Annotated in this window: 26 protein-coding genes; 19 read left to right on the forward strand and 7 right to left on the reverse strand. The window is 50.3% G+C overall.

Annotation, left to right across the window (positions count from 1 at the left end):
• Positions 1-23 precede the first annotated feature (23 nt).
• The 9 genes from rpsO to CpATCC19410_RS06860 all read left to right on the forward strand — a co-directional run bounded on the left by rpsO (position 24) and on the right by CpATCC19410_RS06860 (position 12,842).
• The gene (gene rpsO / locus CpATCC19410_RS06820; protein ID WP_013242127.1) at positions 24-293 is read left to right on the forward strand and encodes a 30S ribosomal protein S15; all 270 of its coding nucleotides are present in this window, start codon (positions 24-26) and stop codon (positions 291-293) included.
• A gap of 139 nt (positions 294-432) precedes the next feature.
• Positions 433-2,736, forward strand: coding sequence for a polyribonucleotide nucleotidyltransferase (locus CpATCC19410_RS06825; protein WP_014522221.1), 2,304 nt, complete (start codon positions 433-435; stop codon positions 2,734-2,736).
• Positions 2,737-2,980: 244 nt separating this feature from the next.
• A complete protein-coding gene (dapB, locus tag CpATCC19410_RS06830; RefSeq protein ID WP_013242125.1) occupies positions 2,981-3,727 on the forward strand; it encodes a 4-hydroxy-tetrahydrodipicolinate reductase in 747 nt (248 codons plus the stop codon).
• Between the two features lies 1 nt (position 3,728).
• The gene (gene thyX / locus CpATCC19410_RS06835; RefSeq protein WP_013242124.1) at positions 3,729-4,487 is read left to right on the forward strand and encodes an FAD-dependent thymidylate synthase; all 759 of its coding nucleotides are present in this window, start codon (positions 3,729-3,731) and stop codon (positions 4,485-4,487) included.
• A gap of 136 nt (positions 4,488-4,623) precedes the next feature.
• Positions 4,624-5,529: a 4-hydroxy-tetrahydrodipicolinate synthase gene (gene dapA / locus CpATCC19410_RS06840; protein WP_013242123.1), complete on the forward strand. Its 906-nt coding sequence runs from the start codon at positions 4,624-4,626 to the stop codon at positions 5,527-5,529.
• A 2-nt stretch (positions 5,530-5,531) separates the two neighbouring features.
• Positions 5,532-7,583 (forward strand): ribonuclease J, encoded by a 2,052-nt coding sequence (locus CpATCC19410_RS06845; protein WP_013242122.1) that lies wholly within the window; start codon positions 5,532-5,534, stop codon positions 7,581-7,583.
• A gap of 68 nt (positions 7,584-7,651) precedes the next feature.
• The gene (locus CpATCC19410_RS06850) at positions 7,652-8,314 is read left to right on the forward strand and encodes a TIGR03085 family metal-binding protein (protein ID WP_013242121.1); all 663 of its coding nucleotides are present in this window, start codon (positions 7,652-7,654) and stop codon (positions 8,312-8,314) included.
• Between the two features lie 75 nt (positions 8,315-8,389).
• Positions 8,390-11,527, forward strand: coding sequence for a DNA translocase FtsK (locus tag CpATCC19410_RS06855; protein WP_014522428.1), 3,138 nt, complete (start codon positions 8,390-8,392; stop codon positions 11,525-11,527).
• A gap of 298 nt (positions 11,528-11,825) precedes the next feature.
• Positions 11,826-12,842, forward strand: a complete 1,017-nt coding sequence (locus tag CpATCC19410_RS06860; protein WP_014300758.1) for a TerC family protein — start codon at positions 11,826-11,828, stop codon at positions 12,840-12,842.
• Positions 12,843-12,978: 136 nt separating this feature from the next.
• On the opposite strand, the gene CpATCC19410_RS06865 is transcribed toward CpATCC19410_RS06860, so the two are convergent.
• Positions 12,979-13,272, reverse strand: a complete 294-nt coding sequence (locus tag CpATCC19410_RS06865; protein ID WP_013242118.1) for a YciI family protein — start codon at positions 13,270-13,272, stop codon at positions 12,979-12,981.
• Positions 13,273-13,384: 112 nt separating this feature from the next.
• Here CpATCC19410_RS06865 and pgsA point away from each other — a divergent pair, with 112 nt between their 5' ends.
• The 4 genes from pgsA (at position 13,385) to CpATCC19410_RS06885 (ending at position 15,903) form a co-directional block, all read left to right on the forward strand.
• On the forward strand, positions 13,385-13,978 hold the full coding sequence (pgsA, locus tag CpATCC19410_RS06870) for a CDP-diacylglycerol--glycerol-3-phosphate 3-phosphatidyltransferase (RefSeq protein WP_013242117.1): 594 nt from the start codon (positions 13,385-13,387) through the stop codon (positions 13,976-13,978).
• Positions 13,968-14,483, forward strand: a complete 516-nt coding sequence (locus CpATCC19410_RS06875; RefSeq protein WP_013242116.1) for a CinA family protein — start codon at positions 13,968-13,970, stop codon at positions 14,481-14,483. Before pgsA ends, CpATCC19410_RS06875 begins: the two co-directional genes overlap by 11 nt.
• Before the next feature lie 114 nt (positions 14,484-14,597).
• Entirely contained in the window at positions 14,598-14,930 is a 333-nt protein-coding gene (locus CpATCC19410_RS06880; protein WP_014401238.1) for a helix-turn-helix domain-containing protein, read from the forward strand.
• Between the two features lie 130 nt (positions 14,931-15,060).
• Positions 15,061-15,903 carry a PspA/IM30 family protein gene (locus CpATCC19410_RS06885; RefSeq protein WP_014522427.1) on the forward strand — a complete coding sequence of 281 codons (843 nt, stop codon included), beginning with the start codon at positions 15,061-15,063 and terminating at the stop codon, positions 15,901-15,903.
• An 81-nt stretch (positions 15,904-15,984) separates the two neighbouring features.
• Here the strand turns inward: CpATCC19410_RS06885 and CpATCC19410_RS06890 are convergent, their stop codons facing one another.
• The 3 genes from CpATCC19410_RS06890 to CpATCC19410_RS06900 are packed head-to-tail and all read right to left on the reverse strand — an operon-like array spanning position 15,985 to position 17,885.
• The gene (locus tag CpATCC19410_RS06890) at positions 15,985-16,599 is read right to left on the reverse strand and encodes an energy-coupling factor transporter transmembrane component T family protein (protein WP_013242113.1); all 615 of its coding nucleotides are present in this window, start codon (positions 16,597-16,599) and stop codon (positions 15,985-15,987) included.
• Entirely contained in the window at positions 16,596-17,288 is a 693-nt protein-coding gene (locus CpATCC19410_RS06895; RefSeq protein WP_013242112.1) for an energy-coupling factor ABC transporter ATP-binding protein, read from the reverse strand. The genes CpATCC19410_RS06890 and CpATCC19410_RS06895 overlap by 4 nt, the downstream gene beginning before the upstream one ends.
• Positions 17,289-17,291: 3 nt before the next feature.
• A complete protein-coding gene (locus tag CpATCC19410_RS06900) occupies positions 17,292-17,885 on the reverse strand; it encodes a biotin transporter BioY (RefSeq protein ID WP_013242111.1) in 594 nt (197 codons plus the stop codon).
• 84 nt (positions 17,886-17,969) lie between these two features.
• On the opposite strand from CpATCC19410_RS06900, the gene CpATCC19410_RS06905 reads away from it, so the two are divergent.
• The 5 genes from CpATCC19410_RS06905 to CpATCC19410_RS06925 all read left to right on the forward strand — a co-directional run bounded on the left by CpATCC19410_RS06905 (position 17,970) and on the right by CpATCC19410_RS06925 (position 22,529).
• The gene (locus CpATCC19410_RS06905; protein ID WP_013242110.1) at positions 17,970-18,182 is read left to right on the forward strand and encodes a DUF3046 domain-containing protein; all 213 of its coding nucleotides are present in this window, start codon (positions 17,970-17,972) and stop codon (positions 18,180-18,182) included.
• Positions 18,183-18,433: 251 nt separating this feature from the next.
• Positions 18,434-19,543 carry a recombinase RecA gene (gene recA, locus CpATCC19410_RS06910; RefSeq protein WP_013242109.1) on the forward strand — a complete coding sequence of 370 codons (1,110 nt, stop codon included), beginning with the start codon at positions 18,434-18,436 and terminating at the stop codon, positions 19,541-19,543.
• On the forward strand, positions 19,536-20,141 hold the full coding sequence (recX, locus tag CpATCC19410_RS06915) for a recombination regulator RecX (protein ID WP_014300754.1): 606 nt from the start codon (positions 19,536-19,538) through the stop codon (positions 20,139-20,141). Before recA ends, recX begins: the two co-directional genes overlap by 8 nt.
• Positions 20,142-20,244: 103 nt before the next feature.
• Positions 20,245-21,783: a tRNA (N6-isopentenyl adenosine(37)-C2)-methylthiotransferase MiaB gene (gene miaB / locus CpATCC19410_RS06920; RefSeq protein WP_013242107.1), complete on the forward strand. Its 1,539-nt coding sequence runs from the start codon at positions 20,245-20,247 to the stop codon at positions 21,781-21,783.
• Positions 21,784-21,857: 74 nt separating this feature from the next.
• Entirely contained in the window at positions 21,858-22,529 is a 672-nt protein-coding gene (locus CpATCC19410_RS06925; RefSeq protein WP_013242106.1) for an Rv2732c family membrane protein, read from the forward strand.
• A gap of 13 nt (positions 22,530-22,542) precedes the next feature.
• Here the strand turns inward: CpATCC19410_RS06925 and CpATCC19410_RS11040 are convergent, their stop codons facing one another.
• From CpATCC19410_RS11040 to CpATCC19410_RS06935, 3 genes are all read right to left on the reverse strand, one after another.
• Complete coding sequence (locus tag CpATCC19410_RS11040; protein ID WP_227985895.1) at positions 22,543-23,223, reverse strand: GNAT family N-acetyltransferase; 681 nt, start codon at positions 23,221-23,223, stop codon at positions 22,543-22,545.
• A gap of 206 nt (positions 23,224-23,429) precedes the next feature.
• Complete coding sequence (locus CpATCC19410_RS11045) at positions 23,430-23,678, reverse strand: hypothetical protein (protein WP_227985897.1); 249 nt, start codon at positions 23,676-23,678, stop codon at positions 23,430-23,432.
• A gap of 10 nt (positions 23,679-23,688) precedes the next feature.
• The gene (locus CpATCC19410_RS06935) at positions 23,689-25,041 is read right to left on the reverse strand and encodes a DUF349 domain-containing protein (RefSeq protein WP_013242104.1); all 1,353 of its coding nucleotides are present in this window, start codon (positions 25,039-25,041) and stop codon (positions 23,689-23,691) included.
• A 238-nt stretch (positions 25,042-25,279) separates the two neighbouring features.
• Here CpATCC19410_RS06935 and CpATCC19410_RS06940 point away from each other — a divergent pair, with 238 nt between their 5' ends.
• On the forward strand, positions 25,280-26,041 hold the full coding sequence (locus CpATCC19410_RS06940) for a hypothetical protein (protein ID WP_014401235.1): 762 nt from the start codon (positions 25,280-25,282) through the stop codon (positions 26,039-26,041).
• Positions 26,042-26,104 lie beyond the last annotated feature (63 nt).

The raw sequence follows: 26,104 nt of genomic DNA on the forward strand, positions 1-26,104 counted from the left end.
AATAACTATCTAGGAGTTTTCTCATGGCTTTGAGCAATGAGCAGAAGAAGTCCATCTTGGCTGAGTACGGTCTGCACGAGACCGACACCGGGTCCCCTGAGGCACAGGTTGCGCTGCTTTCCGCACGCATCAACCAGCTGACCGAGCACCTGAAGTTCCACAAGCACGATCACCACTCTCGTCGTGGTCTGCTACTTCTCGTTGGTCGTCGCAAGGGACTCTTGAAGTACCTCGCAGACAACAACGTTGATCGCTACCGTGATCTGATTGCTCGTCTGGGCTTGCGTCGATAAGCTTTTCGACGCTATCCGTCGCCCCGTGGTTTTGTATAAAACTTAGACCACGGGGCTTCGCTATGTCCAAGGTGCGAAAACATGTTAGAATCCTGCCGTTGCATTAGAAGCAAAACTTTTTTGGAAACACACGGCACCGATGACCGTTGTGAGAAGGAATATCCACGAGGAGACTTGCACTTTGAGCGAGGCAAAAAACATCGAATTCAGGGTAGATGAAGAATACGGTTTGATCGAAGCGATCGCCACCATTGACAATGGTGATTTTGGAACACGTACGATTCGCTTTGAAACTGGCCAGCTGGCTAAGCAGGCCGACGGCTCTGTAACTACGTACTTGGATGATGGAACAATGCTGTTGGCTACCACCACAGCTTCTAAGCAGCCGCGTGAGGGATTTGATTTCTTCCCACTCACAGTCGATGTTGAGGAACGCATGTACGCGGCGGGCCGTATTCCAGGTTCCTTTTTCCGCCGTGAGGGACGTCCTTCTACTGAGGCAATTTTGGCTTGCCGCCTGATCGATCGCCCGCTACGCCCAACTTTTGTTAAGGGACTGCGTAATGAGGTTCAGGTTGTCATCACTGTATTGTCCATGGACCCAGAAGATTACTATGACGTTGTTGCGATCAACGGTGCATCAGCTGCTACCCAGCTTTCGGGTCTTCCAGTATCGGGGCCTGTAGGCGGAGTTCGGATGGCTCTTATTGCGGATGAGGAACATCCCAAAGGGCAGTGGATTGCATTCCCAACACATGAGCAGCATGAGAAAGCTCTCTTCGAACTTGTTGTTGCAGGGCGTCTTGTAGCTAAAAAGCAGGGACATAAGACTGTCGAAGACGTTGCCATCATGATGGTGGAAGCCGGCGCTACTGAGAATGTTGTAGAAAAGATCAAGGATGGTGCCCCTGCACCGACAGAAGAAATCGTGGCTCAAGGCCTAGAGGCAGCCAAGCCTTTCATCGAGGTTTTGTGCCGGGCGCAGGCAGGGCTGGCGGAACACGCGGCTAAAGACGCTCAAGAATTCCCGCTTTTCCCACCCTACTCAGACGTTATCTATGATGCTGTGGAAAAGAAGGTTTCTAAGAAACTACGTCAGCTGCTGACTATTAAGTCAAAGCAAGATCGGGATGACGCGACTAACGAGTACATGGAATCGATTGAGGGCGAGTTGCTCGCAAAATTCGGTTCTGAGGATGAGGCCGCCGCTTCGAAGGCTATCCGAGCTGCTTATAACGCAGTAATGAAGAAGCTCGTGCGTCATATGATTCTTACCGAACACTTCCGTATTGATGGTCGTGGCGTTACTGATATCCGCGATCTTGGAGTAGAAGTAGAGCTGATTCCTCGCGCGCATGGCTCCGCTCTATTTGAGCGCGGCGAGACGCAGATCTTGGGTGTGACCACGCTAGACATGCTTAAGATGGAACAACAGATTGACTCGCTATCGCCTACGTCGTCTAAGCGCTACATTCACCACTACAATTTCCCTCCATACTCCACAGGAGAAACTGGTCGTGTGGGATCTCCGAAGCGCCGCGAGATCGGACACGGAGCGCTTGCAGAACGCGCTCTTATCCCAGTGATCCCTTCTCGTGAGGAATTCCCTTACACCATCCGTCAGGTTTCGGAAGCCCTTGGCTCTAACGGCTCTACCTCCATGGGATCGGTGTGTGCTTCAACCCTCTCGCTGTACAACGCTGGCGTCCCGTTGAAGGCTCCAGTTGCCGGCATTGCGATGGGGTTGGTGTCTGATGAAATCGATGGAGAAACCCGTTATGTTGCTTTGACAGACATTCTTGGTGCTGAGGATGCTTTCGGAGACATGGATTTCAAGGTTGCGGGAACTCGTGACTTTGTGACGGCATTGCAGCTAGACACAAAGCTTGACGGCATTCCTTCCGAGGTTCTCGCATCTGCGCTCGCGCAGGCTTATGAGGCCCGCGAAGCAATTCTGGAGACTATGGCTGAGGTCATTGAGAGCCCGGATGAGATGAGCAAGTATGCTCCGCGCATCACAACTGTCACTGTTCCAGTTAGCAAGATCGGTGAAGTTATCGGCCCCAAGGGCAAGACGATTAACTCGATCACTGAGGAGACAGGAGCGAACATCTCCATTGAGGAAGACGGAACCGTTTTTGTTTCTGCCACCTCAGGCGATGCTGCTGAAGCAGCGATTGAAAAGATCAACGCCATTGCTAACCCACAGCTGCCCAAGGTTGGTGAGAGGTTCCTAGGAACCATCGTTAAGACCACGGCTTTTGGTGCCTTTGTTTCTCTGGTACCTGGTCGCGATGGCCTCATCCATATCTCTAAGCTTGGCAACGGTAAGCGCATAGATAAGGTAGAGGACGTAGTCAACGTTGGAGACAAGGTTGAGGTAGAGATCCTCGACATAGACAACCGTGGCAAGATTTCCTTGGCATCGGTGAAGGAAGACTAATCTGAAGGTACTTAAGGCAGATCGTCTTAAGTACCTTCTTTTCTTATCCTTCTTCTGCTCCCCAGTGACAGACATCGTTGGGTGTATGAGCGACGTCGCCTTTTAGGGTGACGTCGAGAAGCTTTTACACCATAGCGATACCGCAGTGGGGAGCGTTGCTGTATCTCGCGGACCTATTTTGTAGGTTGTACAAGTAGAAGCACTTAATGTTTTGATCCAATTAAAAAAGAAAAGGAGCAATGACATGGCCATTAAAGTGGGAGTACTCGGGGCGCGTGGTCGCGTTGGTCAAGCCATAGTAGCGGGCGTGAATGAAGCCGAGGATCTTGAGCTTGTTGCCGAGGTCGACCGTGAAGACGATCTAAGCGTTTTGATTGACAGCGGGGCAGAAATAATCGTTGATTTCACAACCCCAGATTCGGTCATGGGAAACTTAGACTTTTGCATTAACCACGGTATTTCCTGCGTCGTGGGAACCACAGGTTTTACAACAGAGCGATTAGCTCAAGTAAAAGAATGGACGGAGAAAAATCCGTCGGTGGGTGTGCTCATCGCGCCTAACTTTGCCATCTCGGCTGTATTAACCATGGCTTTTGCGCGTCAGGCAGCTAAATTTTTCGATTCCGCTGAAGTTGTTGAATATCACCATCCCAATAAGCTGGACGCACCCTCGGGAACGGCTATTCACACGGCACAAGGTATCGCAGAGGCTCGTGAGGCAGCAGGTCTGGGCACACAACCCGATGCAACAAAAGAATCGTTGGCGGGTTCTCGCGGGGCTGACATTAACGGCGTACCGGTGCATGCTGTCCGCATGACCGGCATGGTTGCTCATGAGGAAGTCATTTTTGGTGCTCAAGGACAATCTTTGACAATCCGCCAGGATTCCTACGATCGTACGTCTTTTGTCCCGGGAGTTTTGGTAGGAGTCCGGAAGATCCAGGAGTACCCTGGTCTTACTGTAGGCCTGGACAAATATCTCGATATTTAAAATGGCCGTAGAAACCCATCTTGATGTGCAACTGGTGGCCTGCACAACGTTTAGGCCACCTAGCGGAATTACATGGTCTTGTGATCCTACGACTACAGATTCTGAGGCGTTGGTGGAGTTCGCAGGACGTGCGTGCTATGAGACGTTTGACAAACCAAACGTAAGAACGGCCAAGAACGATGCTTACCTCCGGCACATTATGGAGGTAGGGCACTTGGCACTTCTAGAACATGCTACAGCTTCTTTATATATCCGTGGCTTGTCTCGCTCAGCGGCGCATGAGTTGATGCGGCATCGGCATTTTTCCTGTTCACAGCTCTCGCAGAGATTTGTCCATCACGAGGATTCACACGTGATCATCCCGCCCTTAATCGCGGAAGATCCTGAATTGCGACGCCTTTTTCTCCACGCAGTAGATGAGTCTCGCTTTGCGTTTACAGAGATTTTATCTGCTTTAGAGGAAAAACTGGCTGACGAGCCGAACGCACTTCTTCGGAAAAAGCAGGCGCGCCAAGCCGCACGTGCAGTACTTCCCAATGCCACAGAATCGCGGATACTTGTCACCGGTAATTTCAGAACATGGCGTCATTTTATTGGGATGCGAGCTACCGAGCATGCTGATGTAGAAATTCGGGCGCTGGCAATCCGCTGCTTGCGTTTGCTTAGGGATCAATCGCCGGTATTATTCGGTGACTTTGAAGAATCTATGCTTGCCGACGGCTCCTACATGGCGACTAGCCCGTACGTCACGGATTTTTAATGAGGTTTTTGTTGCAGAAGATATAGAAATCCGAAAGAGAAAAGTGGCTCCCAACGAGGGGGGACTTGAGCCGACACGCGAGAGAATCCTTGCCCGATGTCAACTTCCGGCTAATTTGCGGGTAACCTTAGGGCACATGAGCACAGGTTTGACAGCGAATACGGGCAGCGACTACTTCGGTACCGTCGCCGTAGCGATGGTGACGCCGTTTGATGCCACAGGGAAACTCGATGTTTCTGCAGGTCGGAAACTTTCCGCGCACTTGGCTGATAACGGTATTGACACGCTGGTGCTCGCCGGAACCACCGGGGAGTCTCCAACTACAACGCTGCAAGAAAAAATTGACCTGCTCAAGGCCGTTAAGTCGGAAGTTGGCGACCGCGTTAAGATTATTGCGGGCGCTGGTACAAACAATACTTCGGCTTCGGTTGATATGGCTCGTGCGTCTGCTGAAGCTGGCGCCGATGCACTTCTGGTAGTCACCCCCTACTATTCAAAACCTAGTCAGGAAGGGATCTATCAGCATTTCCGAACAGTCGCGCAGGCTACAGACTTGCCGATCTGCGCTTATGACATTCCGCCGCGTTCGGTTGTTCCTATTCAACCGGATACGCTGCGTCGCCTCGCTGAGATCCCCACGATCAAAGGAGTCAAAGACGCAAAAGGAGATATAGCTGCTGCTACACCACTCATAGAGGAAACAGGACTTGCCTGGTACTCAGGTGATGATCCGCTTAATCTTCCATGGTTGTCCGTGGGTGCAGTAGGTTTTATTTCTGTGATTGGTCATCTGGCACCAAAACAATTACGCGAACTGTATACAAGTTTTAATAACGGCGATCTTGCGCGCGCGCGTGAGATCAATGCAAAACTTTCATCATTAGTCGCTGCTCAAGGACGTTTGGGTGGCGTAAGCCTCGCAAAAGCCGGATTGCGGCTACAAGGTATTGAAGTCGGAGATCCGCGACTGCCTATTGTCGCACCAAGCGAAGAAGAGCTTGAGATTCTCCGACACGACATGAATAAATCTGGAGTTCTATAAATATGACTGAACCACGTAACCGTTCCCGAAAGGTTACTCGTAAAGCTGGCCCGCCGGAGGCTACTGAAACACCAGTGTTTCAAGCCCCCGATGCATCCGCGGAAGCACCAGCTAAAGCTGAAGCAGAGAAGAAAACTTCAGAGGAAAGCTCTTCTAACCAGGATGCTCCTTCTAAAGGTAATCGTGGACGCTCCAACTCTGGACGATCCGGCAACGGGACGCGCAATGGTCGCTCACGCCGTGGCGGCAATTCTCAGAACAATAAAGGCAACCGGGGTAGGCGCAACGTGGTCAAATCCATGCAAGGCGCCGATCTGACTGAACGCCTTCCAGAGCCTCCCAAAGCTCCAAAGAATGGTCTGCGTATCTACGCTCTCGGCGGTATCTCTGAAATTGGTCGTAATATGACCGTTTTTGAGTACAACGGCAAAATGTTGTTAGTCGATTGTGGTGTGCTTTTCCCCTCCTCCGGTGAACCAGGCGTGGATTTGATCCTGCCTGATTTTGGTCCTATCGAGGATAAGCTAGACAAAGTCGAAGCGCTTGTTGTTACGCATGGACATGAAGACCACATTGGAGCTATCCCGTGGCTGCTCAAGTTGCGTCCAGACCTGCCCATCTACGCTTCCAAATTTACGTTGGCTCTTATTGCTGCAAAATGCCGGGAGCACCGTCAGCGCCCTAAGCTGATCGAGGTAAACGAAAAGTCCGACATTAACCGTGGGCCTTTTAACATTCGTTTCTGGGCAGTCAATCACTCGATTCCGGATTGCTTGGGTCTTGCGATTAAAACCGGTGCAGGCTTGGTGATTCATACCGGTGACATCAAGCTTGATCAAACTCCAACAGACGGTCGTCCTACCGACCTTCCCGCGCTGTCTCGCTTCGGTGATGAGGGCGTTGCCCTCATGCTCTGCGATTCCACTAATGCAACTACTCCGGGTGTCTCTGGCTCTGAAGCCGATATCGCGCCGACCCTGAAACGCCTCGTTGGCGATGCGAAACAACGCGTCATTTTAGCGTCGTTTGCCTCCAACGTATATCGCGTTCAGGCTGCGGTAGATGCTGCTGTGGCTTCGGGGCGCAAAGTCGCGTTCAACGGGCGCTCCATGATCCGTAACATGGAAATTGCGGAGAAAATGGGTTACCTAAAGGCGCCTCGCGGAACTATTGTCAGCATGGATGATGCTGCAAAGATGGCGCCGCATAAGGTTATGCTCATTACCACGGGTACACAAGGTGAGCCGATGGCGGCACTGTCGCGTATGGCTCGCCGTGAGCACCGACAGATCACGGTTCGAGATGGAGATCTGATCATCCTTTCTTCTTCCTTAGTGCCTGGTAACGAGGAAGCCGTGTTTGGCGTCATTAATATGCTGGCTCAGATTGGTGCAACCGTTGTGACAAGCCGAGAAGCTAAGGTTCACACTTCTGGTCACGGTTATTCCGGTGAGCTGTTGTTCCTTTACAACGCTGCTCGTCCGGTGAACGCTATGCCGGTACACGGCGAGTGGCGTCATCTGCGCGCCAATAAGGAACTGGCAATTTCCACTGGTGTGGAACGCGACCGTGTGGTTCTCGCACAAAATGGTGTTGTTGTAGACCTCGTTGATGGACGTGCACGGGTGGTCGGGCAAATCCAGATTGGCAATCTCTACGTGGATGGCGTCACTATGGGCGATATCGACGCTGGGGTTCTGGAGGAGCGAACCTCCTTGGGTGAGGGCGGCCTGATCGCCATCACAGCGGTGATCGATAATCGGACTGGAAGGCTGCTTGAGCGCCCGACTGTTCAGGCGAAGGGTTTCTCCGAAGATGCTGTAGCCATGATGCCTGAGGTTGCGGAACTAGTAGAAAACACTATGACTGACTTGGCCGGGGAAGGCGAAAATGATCCTTACCGCATGGTTCAGCAGTTGCGTCGTCGTGTGTCCCGCTTTGTGGAACAGAAGTGGCGTCGTAAGCCAATGATTATGCCTACCGTTATCCCAACCACACAGACCCAGGTGGAAGCGGATGATGAGGAGATCCGAGCAACTCGCGAGAGCCTATAAATATTTAAAGTAAAAGCGGGCAGCATCGAAAATAACGGTGCTGCCCGCTTTGTTCTTCCTCGCAGTATATGCTGGACCTTATGTTATTTGTGGAGCAGGAACGCTTGGCCTTAGCAGAGTTATTGCTAGAAAAAGGCGCGAAGGCACCCACGCTGTGTGAAGGGTGGAACACTTCAGACTTAGCAGTGCATCTCTATGTTAGGCAGCGTTATCCACTAGCTATAACCGGGATGTTTGTACCCGCGTTATCCTCGTTGCTCAACCACCGCACCCAACAAACTGCGTCTATGCCTTTTCCTGAAGTGGTGGAGAAATGGGCGAAGGAAAAACGGGGGTTTTCTCGCATTAAAGCTTTAGACTTTTTCTTGAACACGGCGGAACATTTTGTTCATCATGAGGATGTGCGTCGGGGAGCGTTACTAGGGGAAAATTCCCTGGGCCATGGGGTCCAGCCGCGTACTCTGACTGACTCTGCAGAGAAAGATTTGCTGCGTTTGTTACGTCTTTTTGCTTCTCAAATACTGCGGCAATCCTCGATACCGGTGGTGTTGGAGCCTAATCGCTATCCTCGGTTCGTGGCAGCGGATTCGCAGGGGGTGGTCTCTTCAGGTAGCGCCGTGACTCATGTCAGAGGTGAGGTGGGCGAGCTGGTGTTGTGGGTTTTTGGCCGTGATGCTGTGGACATTGAAATCTATGGAGAGCGTAGCGGAATTGTGAGGTCAGGTCTATAGGCTGGACTTAAATAAAAGGTGGCTTGCAGTGTTGCGAATGTGATGAATGTGACGTGAGCGTCTAAGCTTGGCTACATGACTGTCAGAAGCAATTCCCGATCTGCCGGATCTTCGGCGCACCAGAAACGCTCACGAGGATCTTCAAATAGATCTGCGCCACGAGCCACAGGTGGGTCAACTGGTCCGAACAGTCGTAATAAGAGGAGTGCTTCTTCCGTGAACCATCCTGCACAATCTGCACGTCGTGCCGCAGATACTTCTGAGGAGAGAACAGGTAGCGCTTTTCGGGCTGTTGGCGGTGGTCTGGCATCGCTATTTGGGGCTACGGCGAGAGGCGTTGGGTCGCTTACTCGAGTTATCGGGGGAGTCGGAAAAAACCGAGACAGTGATGAGGCTGAAGAATTTTTTGAAGATGAAACAAGCCGTAAGCCTTCTCGCAAGCGTTCCACCGTACTTAGTTCTGAGGATGATGGTGTTGAAGATGAAAATGATTACAGCGATGATCGGTTAGCTGAGCAACGTGCAGATTCCATTGGTCTTATTCTTATCGCTTTAGCGGTGGTTCTGGGTGCTTCTGTCTGGTTTAATGTTGCCGGCCCTGTCGGTGAAGGAATTTCGGCAGGCGTGCATTTCCTTATTGGATCCGGATCTCTTATTCTGCCAATTCTCCTAGTCATAGGGGCTGTTGCCTTGATGCTGGGGCATTTTCCCACTATCGATTCGCGGGGTCGTATTATTGGCGGAACGATTTTGATTGCAGTATCCATGCTTGGTCTGGTGCATCTTTTTGGTGGTAATCCTTCTGATTGGCCGGGCCGTGCTGCTGCGGGTGGGGCCGTGGGGGCTTATACCGGCGGGATTTTAGCCAAAGGGTTCTCTCCCTATTTAGCCATTCCGCTTTTGGTTATCGTCATTATTTATGGGGCTCAGAAGATCACAAATATCACGACGAGAGAGCTTGTCGACGCCCTCCGTGAGTTTATGAACCAACATCGCGGTGCTGATGTAGATGAGGAATATTCCGATGATCTTTACTCAAATGTTGATGAGGAACTAGAGGAGCGTGCGGAGGGCGGTTTGCCTCGCAGGGGAGCGTCGACAAGCAGACAGACTTCGCCTCGTGCCAGCTCGTGGGCCGGGAACGCAGCGCCTTCTCGAGGGCGAACTGGAGCTGATCAGCGTATCGGCAAAAAGCCATCGACGCCTTTGGATGCTTATCCATTGGAAGAAAACGATGAAGAGACTGGTTTATTTGAAGTCCCAGCGAGTGCAGAACAAAGGCGTCAGTCCGTAACTCAGAAACGTAATGACGATGCGCGCTTGACCAGGGATATTTCTGATACGGATGAGCTTCCTATCGTCCCAGATAAAACGGAAGTAGTGGAAAGACGCTCTTCGGCCGGTAGGAATGGTGCGCAGAACGCCGCGAGTGTTGTCTCCGGAATCGTCGGTGGCGCAGTATCTGGAGCTATAGCCGGTAATGCTTCTGCTGCGGGTCAAGCTGTCACTGCCGCTGCAGCAGCCGCTGACGTGGTTGCAGCGGGACGCAAGGCTGTTCAAGAAGCGGTTTCGGCGCGTGCTCAGCAACCAGCGGCATCGACACAGCGTCCAGAAGAACCTCCTGTAGAGGCTGTTGAGAGCGTGGTTGAGGACTATGAGCTTCCTAGCACCGGACTTCTTATCCCTGGTCAGCAACCTAAAACACGTTCGGCTGCCAACGATCGAATGATCGAGGCCATCACTGATGTTTTTGCAGAGTTTAAAGTTGATGCGCACGTAACAGGATTTTCTCGGGGGCCAACAGTAACTCGTTATGAGGTTGAGCTAGGGCCGGGCGTGAAGGTATCCAAGATTACGAATCTTCAGTCGAACTTGGCGTATGCAGTTGCCACAGATAACGTGCGGCTTCTTACACCGATCCCAGGAAAATCAGCAGTGGGCATTGAGGTTCCTAACACTGACCGTGAGATGGTTCGGTTGGGTGACGTGTTGAATGCACCTGAGGTCCTTGCAGATACGGATCCGATGCTCATCGGTTTGGGTAAAGACATCGAGGGAGATTTTGTTTCTCACTCGGTGCAAAAAATGCCGCATTTATTGGTAGCTGGATCTACTGGATCGGGTAAGTCGGCTTTTGTTAATTCGCTTCTTGTATCCATGCTTACCCGGGCGACCCCTGAAGAGGTACGCCTGATTCTAGTTGATCCCAAGATGGTGGAGCTTACGCCGTATGAGGGTATTCCACACCTGATTACTCCTATTATCACCCAGCCTAAAAAGGCAGCAGCTGCACTCCAATGGTTGGTTGAAGAGATGGAGCAGCGGTACATGGATATGAAGGCCGCGCGTGTGCGCCATATTAAAGACTTTAACCGCAAGATTATCGCTGGTGAGATACAAACCCCGATGGGTTCGCAGCGCGAATATCACGCGTATCCCTATATCGTGTGCGTTGTCGACGAGCTCGCAGATCTTATGATGACTGCGCCTAAAGAGATCGAGGATTCGATCGTCCGCATTACTCAAAAAGCGCGAGCAGCGGGAATCCATTTGGTTCTGGCTACACAGCGTCCTTCCGTGGACGTTGTTACAGGTTTGATTAAGACAAATGTGCCGTCTCGGTTAGCGTTTGCAACTTCTTCTTTGACCGACTCGCGTGTGATTTTGGACCAGGGCGGAGCAGAAAAACTTATAGGCATGGGCGACGGGTTGTTTATCCCGCAAGGCGGAAGACCTCAGCGCATCCAAGGTGCCTTTGTTACTGATGAAGAAATCCAGTCTGTTGTTGACGCCGCCAAAGCACAGGGACAGCCTAATTATACCGAGGGGGTGACCACCGATAAGGCCGCTGAAGCAAAGAAAGACATTGATTCTGATATCGGAAATGATCTAGAAGATTTGCTTCAAGCTGCTGAGCTGGTTATTACTTCCCAGCTGGGCTCGACCTCGATGCTGCAGCGTAAGCTACGCATCGGTTTTGCTAAAGCTGGCCGGTTAATGGACCTAATGGAATCCCGCGAAATTGTGGGACCATCGGAAGGCTCGAAGGCGCGAGAAGTTTTGGTGAGACCAGAAGAGTTAGAAACAACGCTTTGGATGCTTAAGGGAGCAAAACCTGAAGACGCTCCCAAAGAGCTTGATTCGGATGGCGGTACTGATGCAGCGTCTACAACAACGCAGGCAACATATAACTCTACGGGTAATGCTTTTTAGTCTTATGTGCTACATGATTTAGCGGCAAGAGAGCTAAGCCTGAAATAAGAGGGGTAGTCGGTTTAAATAGGCAGAATTGCTCGTGATCGACTACACTCGGGCACCGTGCATGGAGGGGAGTACCCCACCCACAGCATTGATCGTCAACACGGCAATCTCTTCATAGATTCCCGGTCGTGCTGGCTCCTAGGGGAGCTTCTGGCAAAAGTAGCTGAAAGCTCTAGGAGTGGGGGAGACCTCCGGTTCATCCGCTGACCGAATGAGACCGGAGGTGTCTTTTTCCTTGGAAGTAAACATGATGGTATGGATCATCACTTTTGTGGTGATCTTAGGATTTTTTGTTTTTGATTTTTACTCACACGTAAAAACTCCGCATGAACCCACGCTCAAAGAATCTGCAGGGTGGTCTCTGTTTTATGTGGTTCTAGCATGCGCTTTTGGTGTGTTTCTTTGGTTTGCTTGGGGGGAACCTGGTAATCCACACCAACACGGAATTGAATTTTTCACGGGATACGTGACGGAGAAGGCGTTAAGCGTTGATAATCTGTTTGTCTTCGCGTTGATTATGGGGACTTTTAAGATTCCTCGTAAATACCAGCAAAAAGTGCTGCTTATTGGAATAGCTTTGGCACTAATCTTTAGGCTGATCTTTATTCTGCTGGGTGCTGCTGTCATCCATGCTTGGTCAGATGTATTTTATGTCTTCGGTATTTTCTTGCTGTACACGGCGATTAAGCTCATTTATGATGAGGCAACCGATCAGCCTGAGACCGATCCAAATGATATGCGGATAATCAAATGGCTGCGTAAAGTGGTTCACGTCACTCCTACCTACGAGAAAGACCATCTCTACATTCATCAAAAAGGCAAATTTGCACTAACGCCACTCTTTATCGCCCTGGTAGCGGTCGGCATGATCGACCTAATGTTTGCGTTTGATTCGATTCCGGCAATCTATGGCATTACTAAAGAGCCATATATTGTCTTTACCACTAACGCCTTTGCTTTGCTGGGGTTACGTCAGATGTATTTCTTGCTTGACGGCTTGCTTGAGCGTTTGGTCTATTTGCCTTATGGATTGGGAATTATCCTTGGTTTTATTGGGGTGAAGTTGGTCCTGCATGCTCTACACGAGAATAAGCTTCCATTTATTAACGGTGGGGATAGCGTCCCAGTCCCAGAGATCGGTACGGTGTGGTCACTTGTGGCGATTGTGGGGATACTGACGGTGACTGTGCTTGCTTCTGTTATCAAATCCAAGCGTGATGACACTCAAGGAGTAGTACGTGCCAAAGCGACCCATGACGACGCATGACGCTGAGGAATAAAAGCTAGCTATGTACGAGTAGCAGAGCGCCATTAGGAAAAGACTCCGTTGCAACCATAGAAGAGTAGTGTCTCTATGGTCGCAACGGAGTCTTATGTATAAGCTGCGGATTTTATAGCGATCTCTAATCGCTAAAAATATTAATTACGGGGTTCCATGTGTGGGCAGTGCGTCCGGTGAGGGCACCCTCTGCATAAAAGGGATCGCGATCCATGATCGCAACAGCGTCGGCAAGCGTGCTGGGCTCAGGAAGCCTCACCACAAGCAATGCACCCCCATCACCGTCTGTAAACGGACCGGTGCCAACGACTACCCCATCTTCTTTGAGTTTGCTGCAAAAATCGCGGTGACGTGGACGAATCTCTGCAATTGCAGGATTATTAGGGTCGTACGTATAGAGGAAAGCAAAGGTGTTCATGCTTTAGCATTGTATCCTTAGAACCCTAAGCACCACTGCGGGTTTGTCGAGAATTCTCAGTCGGCTAATCGTGTGGTGCAGCAAATGATTAGAGCGGAGGCGGGTATGGTGAGTGATTGTGAATGAGGAACGCACTGTCAACACACCGGAACATAATCCTTCTAATTTTAATGTTCCTAACGTCCTGACTAGTCTGCGCATCATTGTCATCCCATTATTTGCGTGGCTCGTCATTTCAAGCGACGGTCAGCAGGCCTCATGGATGTGGTGGAGCCTCGGCGTTTTTGTTGCGCTGATGATTACGGACAAACTTGACGGTGATATCGCACGAGCTAAGAATCTGGTCACCGATTTTGGCAAAATTGCGGACCCAATTGCAGATAAAGCACTAATGATTACAGCTTTTGTCTGCCTGAATATTGTGGGTCTCGTAGGATGGTGGGTCACGGCTATTATTGTGGTTCGTGAATTAGGCATTACGTTCTGGCGTATGGGGGAACTGCGTAAAGGAAACGTAGTTCCGGCTAGCAGAGGCGGGAAGATTAAGACAGCTCTTCAATCTTTGGCGGTGGCGCTGTACCTGATCCCTCTTTCTGGATTTTTTTCTGTTGTTCAGTTCATCGTGCTGCTAGCTGCAGTGGCTATTACCGTTATTACGGGCGTGCAGTACCTTATCGACGCACGTCGCTTGAATCATGAGCGATAGCCTGAAGGGAGCAACGCAGGTTATCGCCGAGCTAAAGCGAAGAGGAGAATCCCTGGCAGCCTGTGAATCGCTTACGGCTGGTTTGTACATGGCATCGCTTGCCGACGTTCCAGGTGCGAGCGCAGTGCTCAAAGGCGGCTTTGTTACCTATGCTACGAGTCTGAAACACGCTCTAGCAGGGGTGGAACAATCAATACTTGATGAGTTTGGCCCAGTGTCTTCCCAATGCGCTGTGGCTATGGCGGAAGGCGCTCGCCTCTGCTGTAATGCGTCTTGGGGCATTTCCTTGACAGGTGTTGCAGGTCCAGAACAGCAAGCCGGGCACCCTGTGGGCGAAGTATGGATTGGTGTTGCGTTCCCGGACGGAAAAACCAAAGCTTATCGTGCAGGGGACATTAGCTGTGGTGAAACAGAAGAGGGGCTACTTGTGGGGGGCCGCTCACTGATTCGCTCTGCAGCAGTACGATGCGCCCATGCTCTTATACTGCAACTTTTAAAAAAGTAGGGTTCGTTTAATGAACACGGCATTAGTGCTCTATATTGAGTAGGGTCGACGCAAGTTTTGGAATTTCTATGGAAAGTGGGAACAAAAGAACGGCTTAAGTCGTTTGAACTAACGATGATGAAATATACCGCTGTCTTAGATAATCCAGTTTCGGCTTCTGTCGCTGGGCGGTCTGCTCGTGCGCCGGAACCGCTTTTACGTCAAGCATTGGGAGCTGCACTGCGCGCTTTCCGCGCAGACAAAGGTATTACTCTGCGTGAGCTTGCGGAAGCCTCGAGAGTTTCTCCGGGGTATTTATCGGAGTTGGAACGAGGGCGTAAAGAAGTTTCCTCGGAGCTTTTAGCTTCTGTCTGCCATGCACTAGGAGCTACCGTGGCTGACGTTCTTATTGAGGCTGCGGGTTCTATGGCCGTGCGGTCAGCAGAAGCTGATCTGGCCCGCGTGTAAGTAAGACTGATTTTCTTAGTCTTATCTCCGCCTGGTGGCGAACATGGTCTGATAGCTCGAACCTGAGCTAGGATTATTAAGTGCGTGCATAACGCGAAAAAAACTATTGAAATGAAAGGCCGAACGCACGATGGCTAACCCATTTTCCAAGGGATGGAAATATCTGATGGCTCTCTTTGATTCTAAGATCGAAGAGAATGCTGACCCGAAGGTTCAGATTCAGCAGGCTATCGAGGATGCTCAGCGTCAGCATCAGGAGCTATCGCAGCAGGCAGCGGCAGTTATTGGTAATCAGCGTCAGCTGGAGATGCAGCTTAACCGCCGTTTGGCTGAGATTGAAAAGCTGCAGTCTAACACTCGTCAGGCTATCCAGCTTGCGGATAAAGCACGCGCTGAGGGCAACACGCAGAAAGCCACAGAGTATGAAAATGCTGCAGAAGCCTTCGCTGCGCAGCTAGTTACTGCTGAGCAGGGCGTAGAAGACACCAAACAGCTGCACGACCAGTCGCTTCAGCAAGCTGAAGCTGCTAAAAAAGCAGTTGAGCGCAATTCTATGGCGTTGCAGCAGAAGGTGGCGGAGCGGACCAAGCTGCTTAGCCAGTTGGAACAGGCCAAGATGCAGGAGAAGGTGGCGGAGTCGATCCAGTCGATGAACTCCATCTCCAACCGCAACACTCCTAACCTAGATCAGGTTCGTGAGAAGATTGAGCGTCGATACGCTAATGCTTTGGGGACTGCGGAACTTGCTCAGAATTCCGTGCAGGGGCGTATGGCCGAAATTGAGCAAGCCGGTGTGCAACTTGCTGGGCATTCCCGCTTGGAGCAGATTCGTGCAGAAATGGCAGGTGGTCAGCTTGCTTCCGGTAATAGTGCGCAACAACGCTCGATTGAAGGGGCACAGCCGCAGGCAACGCCGAGTGCTACGGATGATGCTGTTGCGCAAAAGATGCGGGAGCTTCGTGGAGACGTATAAAACCGTAAAGTGATCGTTATGAGAAAAGGTACAAGTCCTCGTGGCCGGACTTGTACCTTTTGTTGTATTAAGAATTGCGGGTCAATCGCCAGCACCGCGTGCCATAAGGGCATCTGCTATTCCACGGGCTCGGCGGATGGAGCGGATCATGACAGGTGTTCCTAGCGCAATGAGTGAAAAGGTAGCACCTCGGGCTTTTCTAGCATCCAAAACTTCATAGACAGTTGCGAGCATTAAGGGGATGAGTCGAAGCGTTAGAGAAAAAGCCAAAGTAATGGTTTCCACAGGTACCCCAAACCGCTCTGTGGGTGCCAATAGCCGTTGTATTGCTTCCATCATTGATTCTAATGAAGTGGTTAACGTGAGAAGCATGGCAAGCATGAGGGAGGCGAAAATGGCCAGGACAAGGCTAGAGGAGTATGTCAGTCCTTTTTGCCACCATTGAAACGCCCCGAGGAACAACAATATAACTGCGGGAGGCCATAGCTGCCCCCACGCAATAGGGAGGGGAATTTTAGCTAAGACGTATAGGGAGCTGGAAAATATCACGCAGAGCAAGGCGACAAAAGGCTGTGCTACTAAAGCGGTTGTAGCTATGACAAAGACTATGAGGAAGCAGATCTTTGCAAGAGGGGGGATTCTGTGAATAACAGTTTCTCCTGGGACATAAACCCCTAAAGGAACGTTGCGCATCATAAGGGATTATTCTCCATAAGGGAGACATACTGGGAGATTACCGACTCGGGCGGACCATCGAACAAGATTTTTCGGTCATGGACGCATAAAACTCGATCAAAATTGCTTAAAAGATCTAAATCGTGTGTGACCGCGATAACCTGTTGGTCGAGTCCTTCGATGATGTTTTTGATATGGGCTCGATTGCGCAGATCTAAAAGCGTGGTTGGTTCATCCATGATCAAGATCTCAGGTTCTATGACTAACACAGACGCCAGCGCAAGCAGTTGTTTTTGTCCGCTGGAAAGTAAATGAGGCGAGTGCTCCGCGTGGGATTCAAGTCCAAAACGAGCTAACACAGCAGCGATCCGTTTGCGCCGTGTTTCTTTGTCTAACGCGAGGCGACGCAGGGAGAATGCAATGTCATCTTTGACCGTTGGCATAATAATTTGGTTCTCTGCGTCAGAGAAGACAAAACCTACTTTGCGACGAACCGACTTGCCGTGCGTTGCGACGTCAAGCCCATCTACAATTACGGTCCCTGAAGAAGGATCGCTCAATCCGTTAATGAGCCGCACTAGGGTAGACTTCCCGCCGCCGTTAGCGCCGATAATGCCTATGCGGTGTTCCTGAAGGGACAGGGTTATGGAATCGAGGACGGGTAGTTCTCCATAAGTTACGGATACGTTGTCCAAAAAGATGTTGGGCATGGGCTAACCAGCGGTGGAAGTGCGGCGACGGCTTCCCCGAATATCGGGGAAGGCTGCGTGTACGCCCAATGCAATGAGAATAGCAATAACGAGTTTCACCACGTCAGGGCCGAGGAACGGGATATTGACAGCGGCTGCCTTAGCAAAATCGAGGCCTGCTCGAAGCATAAGTCCGAAGGTTCCGCACGCATATTGAACTAAAAGGGCGGAAAAAGCTGCTAGCGCAAAGAAAAACGTGGTCAATGGTTTGGATTTTTTGGGCGCGAGATAGGCAATGGTTCCTGCTACAAGGGGAGACAACAGGTAACCAACCAAGTAACCTACTGATGGTCCTGATATCGCGGCCAAGGTAGTGCGACCTCCCGCAAGGACAGGAAGTCCTATTAATCCTAGGGCAAGAAATAAAGCCGTTGCGAGGAAACCTCTGCGTCCTCCTAATATAAGACCAGCCAAAATAATGACTGCGTTTTGCATAACAATTGGGACGCCGGCGGCGCCTACCGGAATGGAAACGAAGGCGAAAACAATGATGAGGGCAGCAAAGACCGCGATGTAAGCGAGGTCAAGCAGTCGATTGCGTTGAGAAGAAGTGTTCACGTTGATAAACAGTAGTAGTTAACGCTGTTCAATTCATTATCGGGGCTGTGCTTTGTATAGGGAATATCGCCTACGATAACCACTATGCGATTAACAGAGTTCCACCAGTTGGTAGTTGATGAATTTGGCGGTGTTCGTGGGCCATGGTTACTGCATTCTCATGTATTGGCAGCTTTGGGTGATACTCCAGATCGTTTAATTGAGGATGGGATGGAACCACGAGCCGTGTGGTGGGCATTATGTGAAGATTTTTCCATTCCTGAAGATCGTCGGCTCGGGCTGGACAAACCGAATTGAACGGTGTCCGAAAACGCGTGAAGTTATGTAGATCAGTTTGCCTATCGAACATCTGTTTGTGTATTCTCGGTGGGGATTAAAGTGATGTTGAGAATGGTCGTTAGGATTCATGCTTAGTTGAATCGAGCTCACCAATTGGGGGTGGAATTCCCCGACTATAAAACGATTAGGGATCCAAAGTGCCCTGATTGTTCGTCAAATGGATGGGTCAGATTAATGTGAGTGTTCCTCAATAAGAAAAGAAGGATGAAATGGCAGCTAAGAAAAATTCGAAGTCTCAGCCGGCAACAGGGGACAATCGGCAAAAGGCGCTCGACGCAGCCTTAGCTATGATCGAGAAAGACTTTGGCAAAGGCGCAGTAATGCGCCTTGGTGATGATAACCGCCCTCCGATTAGTGCTATTTCTTCCGGGAACACTGCAATCGATGTTGCTCTTGGTATTGGAGGCTTTCCCAAGGGGCGCATTGTAGAGGTGTATGGACCTGAGTCTTCAGGTAAAACAACCGTGGCGCTGCATGCTATAGCTCAAGCGCAGCGTGCTGGAGGAATTGCTGCTTTTATCGATGCGGAACACGCATTAGATCCGGATTATGCACGTAAACTTGGCGTAGACACAGATGCACTTTTGGTGTCTCAACCGGATACAGGTGAGCAAGCTCTGGAGATTGCAGATATGCTTGTTCGCTCTGGAGCTATAGATATTATTGTCATCGACTCTGTGGCCGCACTTACCCCTAAAGCAGAAATCGAAGGGGAAATGGGGGATAGCCACGTTGGTTTGCAAGCGCGTTTGATGAGTCAGGCGCTGCGTAAGATGACCGGTGCTCTTTATAACTCGGGAACCACCGCTATCTTTATTAATCAGCTGCGCGAAAAGATTGGCGTGATGTTTGGCTCGCCTGAGACGACTACGGGTGGCAAAGCGCTTAAGTTCTATGCTTCAGTTCGTTGTGATGTTCGGCGTATCCAAACGCTAAAGGACGGGCAGGATGCCATCGGTAACAGGACGCGGTTAAAGGTAGTAAAGAATAAGGTCTCGCCTCCATTTAAAATCGCGGAATTTGACATCATGTATGGGGAAGGTATCTCTAGAGAATCCTCCATTATCGATTTGGGTGTAGATAATGGGATCATCAAAAAATCAGGCTCGTGGTTTACCTATGATGGTGATCAGCTTGGTCAGGGCAAAGAAAAAGTTCGTCTGTATTTAAAGCAGACTCCTGAGCTTGCGGATGAAATTGAAGAGAAGATCTTCCGGGCATTGCAGATCGGAAAGTACGCTAACCAGAACGACGCACTTACTGATGATCCAGTAGACATGGTTCCTAATATCGATTTTGATGATGAGGACAATGGATAACGTTGATCCAGCTCTGAGCAAAGAAGACAAACTCAAGCGCCTCTCGCAGGCGCTTGAGCGCTATCATGAGGAAGGCAACGAACTTTTTGATAAAAAGTTCGAAGAGGCTAAGGCCCCAGTGAAACATCGCGCACTCTTGCTACTCGATCAACGTCAGCGCTCGCGCCATGAGCTTAAACAAAGACTGTTGTTACTGGACTTTGAAGAAGAACTCGTTGATTCGGTATTGGAAGACTTTGAATGTTCAAAGCTGCTCGATGACCAAATGTTTGCCAACGAATGGGTGCGGCAACGGCATATGGCGCGAGGAAAATCCCGAACTGCGCTTAACCATGAGCTTAGGGAAAAAGGCGTAGCCAGATATCAGCGAGAGGAAGCGCTGCGTCAGATTTCTGAAGATGATGAAGAAAATGTGGCCAGGACTTTAGCTTGGAAGAAGGCTCGTTCGGTCAAAAAAATTCCTGAAACTCGAAACGAATATGACAAGGCACTCAGAAGAATCGTAGGTGTGCTTGCGCGTAGAGGGTTCGGGCAATCCCAGTCGCTTCAGGTCGCACGCTCCGCATTAGAACGGCGGTTGGCTGAACTCAAAGAATGAAAGTTGAGAGCTATGGCTTAAAGACGCAGGTGATCCGGTTAGGTCTTTTATCCCTTGGTCACTACAATGGCGTGACGTGTCATTGTCAACAAAAGATGTGCAGATGAAGAGCGAAAAGTCCGAGAAAACAACTGTGGGCCTGGGTAAGACATATGAGGTGCGAACCTTCGGCTGCCAGATGAACGTCCACGATTCCGAAAGGCTTTCCGGACTTCTTGAAGACGCCGGATACTCGCCTGTAGCAGCTGGCGATGATCCAGATCTGGTGGTCTTTAATACCTGTGCTGTTCGGGAAAACGCTGATATGCGTCTTTACGGAACATTGGGACAATTACGCGCAACTAAAATAGAACGTCCTGGAATGCAGATCGCAGTGGGGGGCTGCCTTGCTCAAAAAGACAAAGACGCGGTTGTAAAAAAAGCTCCTTGGGTGGACGTGGTTTTTGGCACGCATAACATTGGATCGTTGCCAGCTCTGCTTGACCGGGCAGAGCATAACAACCGTGCCCAGGTGGAGATCGTAGATTCTCTGGAGCAATTCCCCTCAGTCCTCCCCGCGAAACGTGAGTCTGCCTACGCAGGATGGGTATCGGTGTCTGTTGGGTGTAACAATACGTGTACCTTCTGTATCGTTCCTTCACTGCGTGGCAAAGAAGTAGATCGCCGTCCCGGCGACATTCTGGCAGAGGTACATGCACTCGTGGAGCAAGGCGTATCCGAGGTAACCCTGCTAGGGCAAAACGTTAATGCTTATGGTGTTAATTTTGCCGACTCCTCGATTGAGCGTGACCGTTCTGCCTTTTCTAAGCTTTTGAGGGCGTGTGGCGATATTGAGGGCCTCGACCGGTTGCGTTTTACTAGTCCGCACCCGGCTGAATTTACTAGCGACGTTATTGATGCAATGGCTGAGACTCCTAATATCTGCCCTCAACTGCACATGCCACTTCAGTCCGGTTCGGATAAGGTTCTGAAGGAGATGCGGCGCTCGTATCGGTCAAAGAAGTTCCTCGCGATTTTGGACGAAGTAAGGGAGAAAATACCTCACGCCTCGATAACCACAGACATCATCGTTGGTTTCCCTGGTGAGACTGAAGAAGATTTCCAGGCGACCCTGGAAGTGGTAGAAAAGGCTCGTTTTACCAGTGCTTATACCTTCCAATACAGCCCACGTCCAGGAACTCCTGCGGCAGAGTATGAAAATCAGATACCAAAAGAAGTGGTACAGGAGCGTTACGAGCGTCTTTTGGAGTTACAAGAGCGAGTGTCTCTTGAAGAGAATCAGAAGCTTATTGGCACAGAGGTTGAGCTTTTGGTGCAGACTGAAGGCGGGCGGAAGAACAATAAGACAAACCGCCTTACCGGTCGTGCCCGTGATGGTCGGTTGGTGCACTTTTCCCCGGAAGGCTCTACAGACGGAGAGATCCGCCCAGGTGACATCATCGTAACAACGGTCACGAGTGCTGCGCCGCACTTCTTAATCGCAGATTCTGGTGTTATATCGCATCGTCGTACAAAAGCCGGAGATATGAGTGCTGCAGGAAAAGTGCCAACCACCGCACCTGTTGGAGTTGGACTAGGATTGCCCTCAATAGGTGCACCAACCGCTCAGAAACTCGCACCAAAAGATGCTTGTGGTTGCTAACCCAAAGCTACAACGTAAACCTGTTTTGAGCACTGTACACAACATTATTGAGCCATTAATAGGAGAAGGCAGTAGTGTCTGAAGAAAAACAAGAGTCAGTTTCTGCCAGTCAATTAGCTCGTGAAGAGAAAACCGCCTCTCGTCGCGTATCTACGGATGGCGTACGCACCGGCATGTTTGTCGCTCTTGTTCTTTTTCTTGTTGGCCTTGTGTTACCGCATACAGGTGAAATTCGTGGCGTACAGCTGCTCATCCCTGGTGATTATGATTCAGTCAAAGTAGCGGAGCGTATCTTCGTTTATACGGGAACGCTTTCAGTCGTTGTGCTCAATGGAGTAACGCTAATCTTCCGGCGTACTTTAACGGCTAATTTATGCTATTTACTTGGCGGAATCTCTTTGCTGATATCCCTGTTTTGTTTATGGATGAGGCTACAAAGCAAAGAATTTCAAGGACAGACCGGCATCGGAATCGGTCTGTTATTAGAGGTAGCAGCCACTATTATTTTGGTTTTCTTTCTCAGCCTGATTATTTTTGCTCGAAGTGATGAGCAAGCAAAGATCGCTAAGACACGAGCTGAACATGAAAATCTTGATGAGGTGGGCTATGCACAGCGTTCTCTGCGCATAGCTGAACAAACTAAAATGCCGAAAGACAATCCATTATTTGTTGATGATCGGCGTCGGTTAGCTGCAGCAAAGCACAAAAAGACTGAGGAACGCGGACCTGCTAAAGATAGCGAGTAGCTTCAGTCCTGGCTTACACTAGGTTTTTCTCCCATGCACGTATTGCAGCTACGTGAGTAAAACCAAGTTGGTTATTAACGGTTTGCATAGCATCGTTGTATGTGGCCATTTCCGTATAAATACGTTTGATATGAGGCCAACGGCGGAGGGCTTCCTTTATACACAGCGTTTTGATGAGGGTCCCCAGAGCTTTCCCTCTATAGTCGCGTAGAACAATGGTGAAGTTTTGTTCAGAAACAGAAGGGGATGTGTCGGCGCGTCGAGAAACTTCGCTGAAGGCAATGGCTTTTCCCTGGGAAATAAGAACAGTAGAAACTACCTGGTTACCGCGTCGGAGAGTCGTTTCTGCTGCTTGCTCTAGTCTTTTTCTGGTCCAAGGACGCGGTTTTCTACTTAATGTGCCTACTGGTATGTCGCGGGCTGCCTGATCGAACAGAGCCAGAAGACTATCGATGAGCTCTTGTGGTGGCCTGTGATCGTAGTAGGTGAGGGATTCATATCCCTGAGGAATCGTTATGGGATAGTCCTGAACTGGTACATATCCTTGGATCTCTTCTAAACCCTGGGTAAAGCCTTGGCTATTAATGGCTGACTCTAGAAAAATACTATAAGGCGTTGGCTCTGCAGGCATGAGCTTCCACAGCTGGATGATGGGGCGGCTTAGTTTTTCTGCAAACAAGGGGAGCGATTCCAAGAGGAGACGTATACATTCACATGCTTCTTCACCCGGTTTCTCCGTGGGCAGTGGTTGTAGCTCCGCATCTAGGATGATGTCACATGAAATTGAAGAGAGATTTGATTGCAGAGGTACGTCAATTTCTAAATACCCAACTGGATAACCAATGGTGCTTTCCTCTGAATCCGGTAAAGAATGATCAGTGCAAGGAAGTACCTCTAAACCTAGCTCGCCGGTCGGATATATCGGTGCCTGAGGCTCCGCCTGGACAGCAACAACAATGATTTCCGTTGGGCAGGCGAACCATGGATTTGTTGGATAACAGAGGAAACAGTGGAAGAAGTGGAGGTATCGCCGCTGATGTCTTGGGTAGCCAAATTAGAAGAAAAAGTAAACGACCGAAGCAGATCACTCGGCTCGATCTGAGACAAGTCAGTGTGCTTCGGTCGTTCGATTTGATAAAGCTTCAGCATCTAGCCAATTCTAGCGGTTTTCTACCGCATTGAGCGCAGCATTAGCCCATTCTTGCCACTGCTGTGCTTGCTCACGCAATTGGGCAGCCTTCTTGGAATTGCCTTTAGACTCAGCCTCTGCAGCTTGAGCATTAAACTCTTCGACTTTGGCAGTGAACTGGGAGGCGCGTGCCTGTGCTGCTGGGTCGGTGCGACGCCACTGGGCATCAGCCGCATCTTCCACCCTGCGCTCGATCTTGGAGATTTTATCTTCAAACTCACGTACTCGGTCACGGGGAACGTAGCCGATTTCTTCCCACTTCTCCTGTAACTCGCGCAGTTTCTTACGAGCAGCATCCAGATCCTTGGCCGGATCAATGAGCTGAGAGTATTCCGTAAGGAGAGCGTCCTTTGCATCGGCGTTAGCGCTGAATTCTCGATCGCGTTCCTCGTTAACTGCATGACGTGCGTTAAAGAAGTAATCTTGAGCCTCTTTGAAAGCGCTCCATAGCTTGTCATCTACCTCGCGCGGTGCTCGACCGGCGGTCTTCCATGAGGTCATGAGATCTCGGAACGCCTTAGCGGTATCGTTCCAGTCAGTAGAATTCTTAATCTCATTGGCTTTGGCTACCAGCTCTTCTTTTACCTTGCGTGCTGCTGCTCTGCCACGGTCCAGCTCTGCGAAATGAGAACCACGCCGACGATTAAAAGCATCACGTGCACGTGAATAGCGCTTCCAAAGTTCATCGTCTGTTTTGCGATCAATGCCTTTGATGCTCTTCCATTCATCGAGTATTTCTCGAATACGATCTCCGGCGGTCTTCCAATCCGTAGAATTCTCGGCTAGGAATTCTGCTTCTGCCGCTAGTTCTTCCTTGCGTGCGATTGCTTTGAGGCGGTGTTGTTGCTTTTCCTCGCGGGCTTTTTCCCCTGCATCGTCTGCACCGTTGATAATCGTGCCCAAACGCTGCTCAAGCGATTCAATATCACCAATAAGCGCTGCAGTAGGTAGCGTCTCCAGAATCTCTGCTGCTTTACGCTTGATATGATCTGCGTCGCCTGGGTGGGTACTAAGCCGTGCTTCTAACAAGGCGATTTCTGTAGCCGCATCGTCGAAACGAGCTCCGTAGTGAGCAAGGCCTTCGGCTGGAGTGCCTGCTTGCCACGAACCGATCTCTCGGTCAGCACCTTTGTATGCGACAAAGACTGTGCCGTCTTCTTCCACGCGTCCCCATTTGCTGGGGTCATTCTGTGGTACCGCAGGGACTGCGGGCGCTGAATGTGCCGTATGTGCACCAGGGCATGGCCCCGGAACAGCTCCTGGTCGAGGACCAGGACGAGGACCTGGGATGGGGCCTGGCTTGGGGGAAGTGTTAGAGCTCATAACGCTAGTCCGTCTTTCTATTCATCGTGCCGCGCGTCGCGGCTGCCGAAGCTTTAACAGAAGCACAAGGAGAGGAATCTGTTATCCCGAGTATGCCTTATGTTTCACTTCAATAAACTTACAGGTTTCGCAATCACACTGCTGCACAATCAAGCGTGACATTATCAGCGACTAGTGTATGCAGGTTGGTTCTCTCAACTCTTACCTTTAGTCTTAGCCCCGAAAGCTTTAAAATTAAATGCAATGTGGAAGCCAGCGGAAGGCAGTTGTGGTGAGTAGTGGTGCGGATGCCGCGGTGGATAGTCGTGGAAAATTTGAAATGAGACCGTGGACTGTGCTGATTATCCCGAGCAGCCCAGCACTTGTCGCAGAATTATCCCCTGAAGATGCCCCCTCAAGAGCACTATGCGAATGTGCACGCTACATCATTGAAAGTTTGTCTCCTACGTCTATAGACATAGTCGGTACATGTGATACCAACTTCCGTACAAACCTAGAGGGAAGTCTGAAAGCATGGGGCGCACCTCAAGTGCATGTGGGGAAAGGCTTTTATCTTCCTGAACTCCTTGCTCGCTATGTTGCCCAACCTTTCATCGCGGAGCACCCAAGGGTTGAAGTTACTGGTATCAGATCACGATTGGGGGAACCACGAGGAGGCGCACTAACGATCGTGGTTGTTGATGGCTCCGCGGGTTTAACGGGGAAAGCTCCCCTTGCTTTGATTGATGGGGGTGAAGAAATTCACCAGCTCATGGAGAAACTACTGGCATGGGGTCCTCAGGTTATGCGCGATGACGCAACAAAGGCGAAATTTACAGCGCTGCTAACAAAAGAAGGCGGTGGAGTAGTGCACCCAGATCTGTGGCATGAGCTCAGCGGCCTGGAGATAAAAGAGTCATTTTTAGCCTTATCCGACTCCTCTTTGGGAGTAGGAAGATTTGTCGCAGTATGGCAAGGTGATACAGCTAAACGAACAACAAATACCCGCTATGCGGAATGATGATCGTTGGACATACCAGCGGGCAGGAGAAGGACGTGTCAGTAGCGTCTAGAAAACATGTGT

This window comes from Corynebacterium pseudotuberculosis (genome assembly GCF_002155265.1).
GTDB lineage: Bacteria > Actinomycetota > Actinomycetes > Mycobacteriales > Mycobacteriaceae > Corynebacterium > Corynebacterium pseudotuberculosis.

What these genes read in the sequence shown, in the direction of transcription:
- rpsO (WP_013242127.1), top strand. Translation starts at nt 24, where the DNA reads ATGGCTTTGAGCAATGAGCAGAAGAAGTCCATCTTGGCTGAGTACGGT.
- CpATCC19410_RS06825 (WP_014522221.1), top strand. Translation starts at nt 433, where the DNA reads ATGACCGTTGTGAGAAGGAATATCCACGAGGAGACTTGCACTTTGAGC.
- dapB (WP_013242125.1), top strand. Translation starts at nt 2,981, where the DNA reads ATGGCCATTAAAGTGGGAGTACTCGGGGCGCGTGGTCGCGTTGGTCAA.
- thyX (WP_013242124.1), top strand. Translation starts at nt 3,729, where the DNA reads ATGGCCGTAGAAACCCATCTTGATGTGCAACTGGTGGCCTGCACAACG.
- dapA (WP_013242123.1), top strand. Translation starts at nt 4,624, where the DNA reads ATGAGCACAGGTTTGACAGCGAATACGGGCAGCGACTACTTCGGTACC.
- CpATCC19410_RS06845 (WP_013242122.1), top strand. Translation starts at nt 5,532, where the DNA reads ATGACTGAACCACGTAACCGTTCCCGAAAGGTTACTCGTAAAGCTGGC.
- CpATCC19410_RS06850 (WP_013242121.1), top strand. Translation starts at nt 7,652, where the DNA reads ATGCTGGACCTTATGTTATTTGTGGAGCAGGAACGCTTGGCCTTAGCA.
- CpATCC19410_RS06855 (WP_014522428.1), top strand. Translation starts at nt 8,390, where the DNA reads ATGACTGTCAGAAGCAATTCCCGATCTGCCGGATCTTCGGCGCACCAG.
- CpATCC19410_RS06860 (WP_014300758.1), top strand. Translation starts at nt 11,826, where the DNA reads ATGGTATGGATCATCACTTTTGTGGTGATCTTAGGATTTTTTGTTTTT.
- CpATCC19410_RS06865 (WP_013242118.1), bottom strand. Translation starts at nt 13,272, where the DNA reads ATGAACACCTTTGCTTTCCTCTATACGTACGACCCTAATAATCCTGCA.
- CpATCC19410_RS06875 (WP_013242116.1), top strand. Translation starts at nt 13,968, where the DNA reads ATGAGCGATAGCCTGAAGGGAGCAACGCAGGTTATCGCCGAGCTAAAG.
- CpATCC19410_RS06880 (WP_014401238.1), top strand. Translation starts at nt 14,598, where the DNA reads ATGATGAAATATACCGCTGTCTTAGATAATCCAGTTTCGGCTTCTGTC.
- CpATCC19410_RS06885 (WP_014522427.1), top strand. Translation starts at nt 15,061, where the DNA reads ATGGCTAACCCATTTTCCAAGGGATGGAAATATCTGATGGCTCTCTTT.
- CpATCC19410_RS06890 (WP_013242113.1), bottom strand. Translation starts at nt 16,599, where the DNA reads ATGATGCGCAACGTTCCTTTAGGGGTTTATGTCCCAGGAGAAACTGTT.
- CpATCC19410_RS06895 (WP_013242112.1), bottom strand. Translation starts at nt 17,288, where the DNA reads ATGCCCAACATCTTTTTGGACAACGTATCCGTAACTTATGGAGAACTA.
- CpATCC19410_RS06905 (WP_013242110.1), top strand. Translation starts at nt 17,970, where the DNA reads ATGCGATTAACAGAGTTCCACCAGTTGGTAGTTGATGAATTTGGCGGT.
- recA (WP_013242109.1), top strand. Translation starts at nt 18,434, where the DNA reads ATGGCAGCTAAGAAAAATTCGAAGTCTCAGCCGGCAACAGGGGACAAT.
- recX (WP_014300754.1), top strand. Translation starts at nt 19,536, where the DNA reads ATGGATAACGTTGATCCAGCTCTGAGCAAAGAAGACAAACTCAAGCGC.
- miaB (WP_013242107.1), top strand. Translation starts at nt 20,245, where the DNA reads ATGAAGAGCGAAAAGTCCGAGAAAACAACTGTGGGCCTGGGTAAGACA.
- CpATCC19410_RS11045 (WP_227985897.1), bottom strand. Translation starts at nt 23,678, where the DNA reads ATGCTGAAGCTTTATCAAATCGAACGACCGAAGCACACTGACTTGTCT.
- CpATCC19410_RS06935 (WP_013242104.1), bottom strand. Translation starts at nt 25,041, where the DNA reads ATGAGCTCTAACACTTCCCCCAAGCCAGGCCCCATCCCAGGTCCTCGT.
- CpATCC19410_RS06940 (WP_014401235.1), top strand. Translation starts at nt 25,280, where the DNA reads ATGCAATGTGGAAGCCAGCGGAAGGCAGTTGTGGTGAGTAGTGGTGCG.